Annotated in this window: 7 protein-coding genes; 4 read left to right on the top strand and 3 right to left on the bottom strand. The window is 73.6% G+C overall.

All coding sequences use genetic code 11. From position 1 onward, the window contains the following. Positions 1-121: 121 nt before the first annotated feature. On the bottom strand, positions 122-1,009 hold the full coding sequence (locus ACTG9Q_RS26025; protein WP_455575523.1) for an NAD-dependent protein deacetylase: 888 nt from the start codon (positions 1,007-1,009) through the stop codon (positions 122-124). A 298-nt stretch (positions 1,010-1,307) separates the two neighbouring features. On the opposite strand from ACTG9Q_RS26025, the gene ACTG9Q_RS26020 reads away from it, so the two are divergent. Continuing rightward, positions 1,308-1,838 (top strand): LppU/SCO3897 family protein, encoded by a 531-nt coding sequence (locus ACTG9Q_RS26020; protein WP_455575522.1) that lies wholly within the window; start codon positions 1,308-1,310, stop codon positions 1,836-1,838. Positions 1,839-1,979: 141 nt separating this feature from the next. After that, complete coding sequence (locus tag ACTG9Q_RS26015; RefSeq protein ID WP_455575521.1) at positions 1,980-2,426, top strand: DUF4383 domain-containing protein; 447 nt, start codon at positions 1,980-1,982, stop codon at positions 2,424-2,426. On the opposite strand, the gene ACTG9Q_RS26010 is transcribed toward ACTG9Q_RS26015, so the two are convergent. Beyond that, the gene (locus ACTG9Q_RS26010; protein ID WP_455575520.1) at positions 2,398-3,591 is read right to left on the bottom strand and encodes an MFS transporter; all 1,194 of its coding nucleotides are present in this window, start codon (positions 3,589-3,591) and stop codon (positions 2,398-2,400) included. The genes ACTG9Q_RS26015 and ACTG9Q_RS26010 overlap by 29 nt on opposite strands. Before the next feature lie 53 nt (positions 3,592-3,644). Between ACTG9Q_RS26010 and ACTG9Q_RS26005 the strand changes: the two genes are divergently transcribed. Beyond that, the gene (locus ACTG9Q_RS26005) at positions 3,645-4,394 is read left to right on the top strand and encodes an SDR family NAD(P)-dependent oxidoreductase (protein WP_455575519.1); all 750 of its coding nucleotides are present in this window, start codon (positions 3,645-3,647) and stop codon (positions 4,392-4,394) included. A gap of 97 nt (positions 4,395-4,491) precedes the next feature. On the opposite strand, the gene ACTG9Q_RS26000 is transcribed toward ACTG9Q_RS26005, so the two are convergent. Beyond that, a complete protein-coding gene (locus ACTG9Q_RS26000) occupies positions 4,492-7,602 on the bottom strand; it encodes a S8 family serine peptidase (RefSeq protein WP_455575518.1) in 3,111 nt (1,036 codons plus the stop codon). 195 nt (positions 7,603-7,797) lie between these two features. On the opposite strand from ACTG9Q_RS26000, the gene ACTG9Q_RS25995 reads away from it, so the two are divergent. Beyond that, on the top strand, positions 7,798-10,659 hold the full coding sequence (locus tag ACTG9Q_RS25995; protein WP_455575517.1) for an nSTAND1 domain-containing NTPase: 2,862 nt from the start codon (positions 7,798-7,800) through the stop codon (positions 10,657-10,659). Positions 10,660-10,694 lie beyond the last annotated feature (35 nt).

Raw genomic sequence — 10,694 nt, 5'->3', positions numbered from 1 at the left:
CATCGCCGCCTACATCCGCTGGCGCAACACACGAGCCCACCCCAAGACCGGCTTCGCCACCGACTCACCCATCCGCACCTGGACCCATTACCCAACCAAGGTTGCGTGACGCAGCACTAGCTCACACAGCGGCAACGCCGAGTCCGTGTGCCAGATCCGTGAGGGCTCGGCCGAGCGGCAGGTCCACCAGCGCGGTGGCGTGGGCGTCGCCCCGGGTCTCGCCGCGGTTGATGATGTGGACCGGCTTGCCCGCGCGGGCGGCGCGGCGGACAAAGCGCAGCCCCGACATGACCGCCAATGACGACCCGAGCACGAGCAGCGCCCGAGCGTCGTCTATGAACCCGTAGCACTGGTCCACCCGCGGCTTCGGCACGTTCTCGCCGAAGAACACGACATCGGGCTTCAGCACCCCGTGGCCGCAGTCCGCGCAGCCCACGACGTGAAAGGCGCGCACCGCGTCCTCGGGCAGGTCGACATCACCGTCGGGGTTGACCCCGGTCGCCACGCCGTCGAAGCCGGGGTTGGCCGCGCGCAGCCTGCGGTCGAGGTCCTCGCGCGGGCTGACGCGGCGGCAGCCCAGGCAGAGCACCCGGTCCAGGCCGCCGTGCAGCTCCACCGCGTCCAGCGTGCCCGCGGCCCGGTGCAGGCCGTCGACGTTCTGCGTGATGACCGCGGAGAGGTGGCCGTGGGCCCGCAGCGCCGCCACCGCGCGGTGGCCCGCGTTCGGCCGCGCCCGGGCGATCGCGCGCCAGCCGACGTGGCTGCGGGCCCAGTACCGGCGACGGGCCTCGACGCAGCCGGTGAACTCCTCGTAGGTCATCGGCGGGTTCTTGCGCAGCGTGCCGGACGCGCCCCGATAGTCCGGAATGCCCGACTCGGTGGACAGCCCGGCGCCGCTGAGCACCACCACACCCCGCCCGGCGAGGGTCGCGGCCACCTCGTCCAGGCTGGTCGTCCTGGGCAGCGCCGCACCAGTGGCCGTCCAGCTCAGAACCGGGCGCGTACGCATGCCACCGATATTACGTGCAAACCGGGATCTGGGCCCGCGACCTGCCCGGAAAGTCCACTGTGGACATCATGCAGTGTCCACAGTGTCATTCCGCGATCCGTTCTTGGCCGCAGCGCGTAGTTGCGTGATTACCGTGCGACCCTCCTGTCCGATGATCCTCCCGCGTCCGGCGGCGATCCCGCGACGGAGGTCCCCGAAGGGATCAAGCCCGGGGGCTCGGGGACCGGGCGTGGGCGACCGGTAGCATCCGCCCGCACCTCGATCGAGGTCCTGGGGTTCTACCGAGTTTGGACTTGATATGAGCATCGATTCGTCCGCGCCGTCGGACGCTCCCAAGAAGTCGGGGATCGTCAAGCGCGTTCTCGGCGCGATCGTCGGCCTTCTCGTGGTCGCGGGCGCGTTCTACGCCTTCAACTACTTCACCAGCGACGCCGCGCAGGCCAAGGCGGGTGACTGCGTCAGCGTGACCGGCACGGCCGCGAAGCCGGAGTTCGCCACCGTCGCCTGCGACGCGCCCGAGGCGAACTACACCGTGGGCAAGACCCTGTCGTCCACTTCGGAAAGCTGTGGCGACAACTACGACGAGTACACCGAGACCGCGAGCCGCGGCCCGGACAGCAAGGTGTGCCTGCTGCCGAACCTCGTCGAGGGCCAGTGCCACGACTTCCAGTCCGGCGGCATGGGCTACCCGGCGGTCGACTGCTCGACCTCCGGCGCGATCAAGGTGACCAAGGTGGTCAAGGAGTCCGACGCCGACTGCGGCGAGGCGAACCCGCTGTCCTATCCCGAGCTCAAGGTCACGTTCTGCCTCGCCGAGGCGAGCGCCTGACCCACGGCGCCACGAAAGAGGGGTCCGGGACGCAACCGTCCCGGACCCTCTTTCGTGCTCGGGTCTTTCGTGCTCGGGCCGGTTTGCCGGGTGCGATCGCGGGCATCCGGTGGGTGAGGCGGGACGACGGTTGGAGGAGCGATGCCGGAGGTTCGGGAGACCCGGGTGGCCCGGTTGACGTGTGCCGCCGTGGGACTGGCGCTGCTGGTGATCGGGATCGTCGGCTTCGCCCAGAGCGGGCTCGGCGGTTGGGGCAACACTCCCGCGGGGACGGTGGAGGGGACCGCGGGCGGGCTCGGCGGCTCGACGCTGCTCAACGTCGTGCACATGATCCTGGGCGCGCTGGCGCTGTTCGCGGCCCTGCGCAACGGGGTCCGCCTGGCCGCGCTCTTCGGCATCCTGGCCTTCACCGGCCTGCTCGCCTACGACATCGTCGCCCTGATCGCCAACGACGCGGGCGACCCCCTCGGTCCCCGGTGGCCCGCGCTGCTGGTGCACGGGATCGCGCTGGCGGTCTCGCTGCTCCTGACCCGGCTCGCGCGGCAGAGCTCCCAGGACTTCAGCGCCCAGCCGGACCAGGGGCGCTAGCCGGTTCCCTGGCCAGCACGAGCAGGGCGAGCACGGCCAGCAGCCCGCCGACCAGGGCGACGCTACGCACCCCGAAGTGCGGCAGCAGCAGGCCGCCGATGAGCGCGCCGCCGCCGATGCCGACGTTGAACGCCGCCGAGCTGGCCGCCGCGGCCACCTCGGTGCTGCCCGGCGCGACCTGCAGCATCCGGCTCTGCAGCGCGGTGACCATGAACCCCATGCCGAACCCGGACAGCGCCAGCATGGCCACAACCGCCGCCTTGCCCGTACCGAAGGCGTACATGCCGAGCAGGGACACCGGCTGCAGGGCCACGGCGGCCAGCATCGTCACGCGCGGCCAGCGGTCGATCACCGCGCCGGAGAGGGCGGTGCCGATCGCCGACACGGTCCCGCTGACGAAGAGCACCAGGCTGACCGACGTGGCCGCGAAACCGCTGACGGTGGTGAGAAACGCGGTCACATAGGTGAACGCGGTGAACACGCCCGCGACGACCAGCGCGACGGTCACGATGACGATCCAGAACCGGCGGGCGTCCGGCGCGGTCCCGACGGAGGCGTGGTTGTCCTCGTGCCGCTGGTTGGGCAGCACCAGGGCGATGGTCGCCAGCGCGAGCAGGCCGACCGCGCTGGCCGCCAGGAACGCGGTGCGCCACCCGGCCAGCTGCCCCAGCCAGGTGCCCAACGGCACGCCGAGCACGATGGCCACCGACGGGCCCGCGAACAGCCCGGCGATCACCTTGCCGCGCACGCGCGCGGGGAACAGCCCGGCGGCGGTGGCCGTCACCACCGACCAGAACACCGCGTGCACCAGCGCGATGGCCACCCGGGAGCCCAGCAGCACCCAATAGTCGCCCGCCACGGTGGACACCAGGCAGGCGATGACGAACACGGTCAGCAGCGCGGTGAGCAGCGGGCGCCGGGGCACCCGGTGCAGCCAGCGGGTCAGCGGCACCGAGGCGACCGCCACGACCGCGGCGTAACCGGTGACCAGCAGGCCGACCGCGGACAGCGACACCCCCAGGTCCTCGGCGATCAGCGGCAGCAGGCCGATCGGCAGGTTCTCCGTGACGACGAGGGTGAACAGCGCCAGCCCCAGCGCGGCGACGGCCGCCACCGCCGCCACCCCGCCGCCCGCTGTCGCCGTCTCCCGCCCGCGTCCACGCACGATGGGGAACGCTCCCACTAGGCTGGCCCGCAGGCAAACGGATTGGAGCGGGCATGGCGACGGTGCTGGTCACGGGCTCGACGGACGGCATCGGCCGGGAAACCGCGACGCGGCTGAGCGAGGCAGGGCACCAGGTCGTGCTGCACGCGCGCGACGAGTCCCGGGCGGCGGACCTGCCGCGAGGTGCCGAGGTCGTCATCGGCGACCTGGCCTCGCTCGCGCAGACTCACACGCTGGCCCGGGCGGGCCGGTTCGACGTGGTGGTCCACAACGCGGGCCTCGGCGGCGGGGTGGCCGAGCGCACCGTCACCGAGGACGGGCTGGAGCTGCTGTTCCAGGTCAACGTCCTGGCCCCGTACCTGCTCACCGCCCTGATGCCGCGCCCGCGCAGGCTGGTCTACCTGACCTCCGGCCTGGAGTCGCAGGGCGAGGCCCACCTCGACGACCTGCACCGCGAACGCCGCCCGTGGGACGGGATGCGGGCCTACTCCGACTCCAAGCTCCTCGACGTGGTCCTGGCCTTCGCCGTGGCCCGCCGCTGGCCGGACGTGCTGAGCAACGCCGTCGACCCCGGCTGGATCAAGACCAAGCTGGGCGGCCCCAACGCGACCGACGAGCTGCCCGAGGGCGCGGACACCCAGGTGTGGCTGGCCACCGCCGACGAGCCCGCCGCCACGGTCACCGGGCGCTACTTCAAGCACCGCCGGGAACTGCGCGCCAATCCCGCCGCCTACGACGTGGAGGTCCAGGAAGCGCTGCTCACCGCGTGCGCGGACCTCACCGGGGTGGCATTGCCCCGGTGAGGCCCGAAGGGGTCGACCGCTGAAGCTGGACAGCGTCGACCATGGCTGAACCACGCGTGGACGGCCCGCTAAGCCGTGGTGGGCCGTCCACGCGACATCAGCGCTTGGCGAGGCGGTACGCGCGGATCACGGTCAGCTCGGTGGTCTCCCCCGGCTCGCCCGCCGCCTTCAGCCGCAAGGACACCGGCGTCGCCCGGTCAGGGTGGCGCAGGGCCAGGAGCGACTTCCCCACCACCGTGACCGGCCGCCACGTCCGTCCGTCGTCATAGGACACCTCCGCCGCCAGCGACCGCGGGCGCGACTTGGTGCCGTCGGAGCGCTCCAGCGCGACCGGTACCAGGTGCGCGCCGCCCGCGGGCGCGGTGCCGTCCGGGCGCAGGTTCGCGTCCAGCCTGATCGTGGACAGGGGCGTCGTGGTGGTGTCGGCGCCCGGCAGCCGGAACGTCCACGCCGCGTCGACCCGGGTGCTGGTCGGGAAGTCGCGCTCGACGGTCGCGGTCAGGCGCGCCGCGCAGGGCTCGGACGGGCCGGGGAAGACGCCGAAGCCCGCGTCGGCCCACTCCCCCAGCGAGGTCCCGTCGCAGAACAGCTCGGTGCGCGCGGCGGTGTGGTCGGAGTAGCCCGCGTTGCCCGACCCGTCGCCTGCCATCGCGACGTCGACGATGACCTCGTCGCCGTACCGGAACAGGCCACCGCCACCGGCGACCGTGGGGGCGAAGACCGGGTTGTTCAACCGCAGCGCGTGCCCGCTGCCCGCGGTGAACTTCTTCGCGGGGCTGATCAACAGCGCCTCCGAGTCCATGCCCGATTCCGACCCGTACTGCAGCAGACCGCTCCGCCACAGTCCAGGCGAGAAGTACTCGGTGGCCGTCATCGGCAGCGGGGCGCGGTCGGTGAACAGGGTCAGCGGCAGGAAGCCCGTGGGCGCGACGGCGTCGACGAGCCGCTCACCCCAGCGGCCCGGGGCGATGCTGTCGACCCGCGTCCGGGCCCGCGCGAGCTCCGCGAGCGGCACCACCCGTTCGATGCCGGTGAAGATGGTGCCGGTCCGGAAATCGGCCAGGTAGTAGTCCGCCCCGTCCCGCGCCGAGTGTGCGCCGACACCGGCGACCAGCGTGTCCGCGGGCAGGGACGGACCGACGTGCTTGGTGTACAGGTCCTCCCCTTCCCCCGCCATGGCGATCGAGAAGAGCCCGGTCTCCCCGCCCAGCTCGATGGAGTAGCCCGCCGTCACCGTCTTGCGCTCGGCGGCGGGGTCGGCCGGGGTGAACCGGATGGGCCTGGTCTCGCGGGCGTCGAAGACGACCTCGGTGGGGCCGGTGACCGACAGCGCGGGGAACACCAGCAGGTCGCGGCGGTTCTCGCCCGGCTGGGTCGAATCGGTCAGGTAGTCACCCGCGGGCAGCCTGGTGGTGATCTCGCCGTCGGTGTCGTAGAGGTAGCGCACCAGGGTGGTGGACTTGCCGAAGATGAAGGCGTCGAACCCGCTGGAGGGCCTGCCCTCGGGGTCGAGGGCCCGGAAGGTCACGTCGTAGCTCTCCACCTCGCGCTCGATCATGACCGGCGTCCGCGCGACCGCCGAACCGCCGGTGGCCACCACCGTGCCCGGGTACACGCCGTCCTGGTCGGTGACCCGCGGGTCGGCCGTGACCGACACCTCGGCCGTGCCGCCCGCGGGCACGGTGACCTGGGCGGGGCTGACGGTGAACATGCCCGCGTGCCCCTCGGCGGTGATGTCGAGCCGGACGTCGGCCGCGCCGTCGTTGCGGTAGGCCAGCGTCTTGGTCACCGGGGCGGCGTCGTCGTGCGGCCACCGCTGGGTGCCGAGGCTGAGCGCGGTCGGCTCGCTGGTCACGGTCTGGGCCAGGGCGCGCGGCACGTCGACCCGGCCGGAGCCCTGCTCGACCGCCGTCGCGCCCGCGGTCGGCTTGGCCGAGGCGGTCAGCAGCGCCTTGAGCCGCGCGCCCGACAGGTCCGGGTGCCTCTGGGCGAGCAGCGCCGCCGCGCCCGCGACGTGGGGGGCGGCCATCGAGGTGCCCGATGCCCGGGTGTAGCCCGGCTCGGCGGGCTCGAACGGCGGCGCCGCGGTGGACTGCGCGGCGACGATCCCCACGCCCGGGGCGGTGATGTCGGGTTTGATCCCCTCGCCGTCGGGCAGCGGCCCGCGGCTGGAGAACGGGGCGATCTGGTCGGCGCGGTCGACGGCGCCGACGGTGAGCGCGGCCTCGGCGGAACCGGGCGAGCCCACGCTGCCCTGGCCGGGGCCGCTGTTGCCCGCGGAGATCACGAACAGGGTGCCGTGCTCGGCCGACAGGGTGTTGACCGCCATCTCCAGCGGGTCCAGACCAGGGCTGTCGCCGCCGCCCAGGCTCATGTTGACGATGTCGGCGCCCTGCTCGGCCGCCCAGCGCATCCCCTCGAGAATCCACGACTCCCGGCCGAAGCCGAAGCTGTTGAGCACCTTGCCGTCGAGAATCCGCGCGCCCGGGGCCACCCCTCGGTACTTGGCCCCGGTGCCCGCGATCGTGGACGCGACGTGGGTCCCGTGGCCGTACTCGTCGACCGCGGTCTCGTCGTCGCTGAAGTTGCGCTCGGCGGCCTCGCGGCTCGCCAGGTCCGGGTGGGTCTGGTCGACGCCGGTGTCCAGCACCGCCACGGTCACCCCGGCCCCGGTGATCCCGGCCGCCCAGGCCTGGGGGGCGCCGATCTGCCCCGCGCTGTGGTCGATCGTGGCCTTGCGGATGCCGTCCAGCCACACCTTCCCACTGCTCGCGAGGATCTGCGGCCAGACGGTGTCGAGGCGGGCCTTCTCGGCGGCCACGCCCCGCAGCCCCAGGCCGGGCAGCTCGCTGGTCGTCGCCATCCCCGGCGTCGGGGCGGTGACGATGAGCGGGATGCTGTCGTGCTCGTGGTCGCCGGCCTCGACCAGGCCGGTGACGTCGAAGAGCCTGCGGTCGAGCCTGCCCGCCGCGAGGTCCGGGAGGGCGTCGGACGGGGTGACGTGCAGGTGCCCGGCCGCCTTGCGGACGCTGAAGCCGATCCCCTCCCGGCCCGGCGCCGGGCGGACGAACGGGGTCTCGCCCCGCATGACGACCTGGTCGCCGGTGATGAGCGTGACCGCGGTCTCGGCCGCGGGCGGTGCGGCACTCCCTTGGACGGCACTCCCCTGGACGGCGCTCCCCCGAGCGGCCATCGATTGGGCGGCCACCGGTAGGGCGGTCGAGACCACCAATACGCAAGCCAATGCCAACGGAATGACTTGTCTGTGTTGTCGCACGACGTCCTCCCTCGCGTCGAACGGAACAATCATGACCGCGGCGACGGTAGGACGATCGGGTTGTTCAGTGTCGAACGGTGGACGCTGAACAACGTTCTCTGAACAATGGCCCGCGGGGGAGGCACCATGCCGCGAAGCGAACGCCCGCTCGGCTCCGAGGACACCGCGCTGCTGCGCTTCGCCGCCGACCTGCGCCGATTACGCGAGCGGGCGGGCAAGCCGACGTACCGCGAGCTGGGCAGGCAGGCCAACTACTCGGCCGCGGCGCTGTCGGAGGCCGCGGGCGGGCGCAGGCTGCCCAGCCGGGCGGTGACCCTGGCGTTCGTCCGCGCCTGCGGCGGCGATACCGGTGAATGGGACGCCCGGTGGCGCTCAATCGCCGCCGATGACGCACCGGGACCGGGCGGCGGCCATTCTCCATATGTCGGCCTCGGCGCGTACCAAATTGCCGACGCCGACCGTTTCTTCGGTCGGGAGGCGGTCACCGAAACGCTGATCGGCATGCTCGCCACGCGCCGGTTCGTCGGCGTTTTCGGCCCATCGGGGTCCGGCAAGTCCTCGGTGCTGCGCGCGGGCCTGGCGGCTTCCGCGCCCGGTCGGGCGCTGGTCCTCACCCCCGGTTCCCACCCGGTGCTGGAGTGCGCCCTGCGGCTCGCCGAGCTGACCGGCGGGTCGGCCGCGGCGCTGCGGGACGAGCTGGCCGCCGACCCGGCGAACCTGCACCTGCTGATCCGGCAGTCGACGCCGGACCGGGACCTCCTGCTGGTGGTCGACCAGTTCGAGGAGGTCTTCACGCTGTGCCCGCCCGCGGAGCGGGACTGGCTCATCCAGGCGCTGACCATCGCCGCGACGGCCCGGCCGAGCCGCGCGCGGGTGGTGATCGGCGTCCGCGCCGACTTCCACGGGCACTGCGGGCGGCACCCGGAGCTGGCCGCCGCCCTGCGCGGCGGCCGGTTCCCGCTCGGCCCGCTGTCGCCGGACGAGCTGCGCAGGGCGATCACCGAGCCCGCCGCCCAGTCCGGCGCGGTCGTCGAGGCCGCGCTGCTGACCCGGCTGGTCTCCGACGTCGCGGGCGGGCAGGCCGCCCTGCCGCTGGTGTCGCACGCGATGGCCCAGACCTGGCGCAGGCGGCGCGGGCTCACCCTGTCGCTGGCGGGCTACGAGCGCGCGGGCGGCGTCGAGCACGCCACCGCCCGCAGGGCCGAGGAGGTCCACGGCGCGCTCACCCGCCCCGACCAGCACGCGGCGCGGCTGCTCTTCCTGCGCCTGGTCACCCCCGGGGAGAACACCGAGGACACCCCGCGCCGCGTGCCGCGCCGCGAGCTGGACACCATCGACTCCCTGGTGGACCGCCTGGCCGCGGCCCGCCTGGTCACCCTCGACCACGACAGCGTCGAGCTGGCCCACGACGGGCTGATCCGCTCGTGGCCGCGGCTGCGCGACTGGCTGGCCGAGGACCGCGAGACGCTGCGGGTGCACCGCAGGCTGACCGCCGCGACCGACGTCTGGGAGGCGCACGGCCGCGACGCCGACTCGCTGTACCGCGGCGTGCACCTGGACGAGGCCGCGGAACTGGGCAACCGGCTCACGGCCAGGGAGCGCGACTTCCTGGCGGCGGGTGTCGCCGCGCAGGGCGCGCGCCGGGCGGCCGACCACGGACGCGCGCGCAGGCTCCGGCAGTTCGCGGCGAGCCTCGTGGTCCTCGTGCTGGTGCTCGCGGGCACCGGCACCTACGCTGTCCTCGCCCAGCGCGCGGCCACCGCCGAGCGCAACACCGCGCTGGCCCTGCGCGCGGCGGGCGCGGCGACCGCCCTGGCGCAGAGCAGCCCGCGGAGCGCGGTCTCGCTGGCCCTGGCGGCCTACCGGGTCTCCCCCAGCGCCGAGGCGGTCAACGCGCTGCGGGTGGCGCGCGCCGCGGCCGGGATCACCGAGCCGGTCACCGGTTTCCGCGACCCGGACATGCCCTGGGACCACGACCCGCGCGGCCGCGTCGCCATCTCCCAGGACTGGGCGACCTCGTCGATGCGACTGTGGACGATCGATCAGGACAAGGCCACGCCCAAGGCGTCGCTGGCGGGCAACGCCACCGCGATCCGGTTCAGCCCGGACGGACGGGTCGTGCTGCTGACCGAGGGCGAGCGCCGCACCCGGGTCGTGGACGTCACCGACCCCGGCCACCCCCGGGTGATCGCCACCGTGGACCGCGGGCTGCACGTGCAGAGCATGAGCGGTTCCGGGAAGGTCCTGGCGGGGCTGGGCTCGGTCACCCGGGCGGGCGGCGGGAACCAGGCGGCCTGGCCGCTGCGGAGCACCGCGATGCTGTGGCGGATCACCGCGTCCGGCGGGCTCGTCGAGATCCCGCTGCCGGTCGACCGGGTGGACAGCATCGACCTGCGCCCGGACGGCCGGATCATGGCCGTCGTCCGCCGCGACGACCACACCACCCGCAGCGACGTGGAGATCTGGCGGGTCGACGGCGGCGCGCCGCGCAGGCTGGCGGTCGCCCTGAGCGCCGAGGGCGACCTGGCCACCCACTTCAGCCCCGACGGCCGCTTCCTCGCCGTCGTGAACCGCTCCAGCGACAGCGTCCGCATCCTGGAGCTGACCGACCTCCACGAGCCCAAGCCGTGGGCCGACATGGGCTATGTCCGCGGCCACGTCGCGACCACCGAGTACGCCGTCGACAGCCAGACCCTGGTGATCGGCAGGCTGGACTCCGTCCACCTCTGGGACACCGCCACGCGCGGCGAGCCCCAGCCGGTGGTGTCGATCAGCGGCTACGGCTACCCCCTGACCCGCCCCCGCTACCACCCGGGCACCAAGGAGCTGTTCCTCACCGCCCCCGACGGCGCCCTCTGGCGCTTCGACCTCGACGACACCCGCCTGCTGCGCGAGGCGTGCGAGCGCGCCGAGCTCGCCGACGTGGACTGGGCACTGCACTTCCCCGGGCTGGAGGAACTGCCGCTGTGCCCCAGACCCGGCGGGTGACGCGCCGGGGTCAGCCTCGCGGCTGATGGCTCGTC

The organism is Actinokineospora lacus (assembly GCF_053813445.1).
This window is presented reverse-complemented; position numbering and strand designations above follow the sequence as displayed.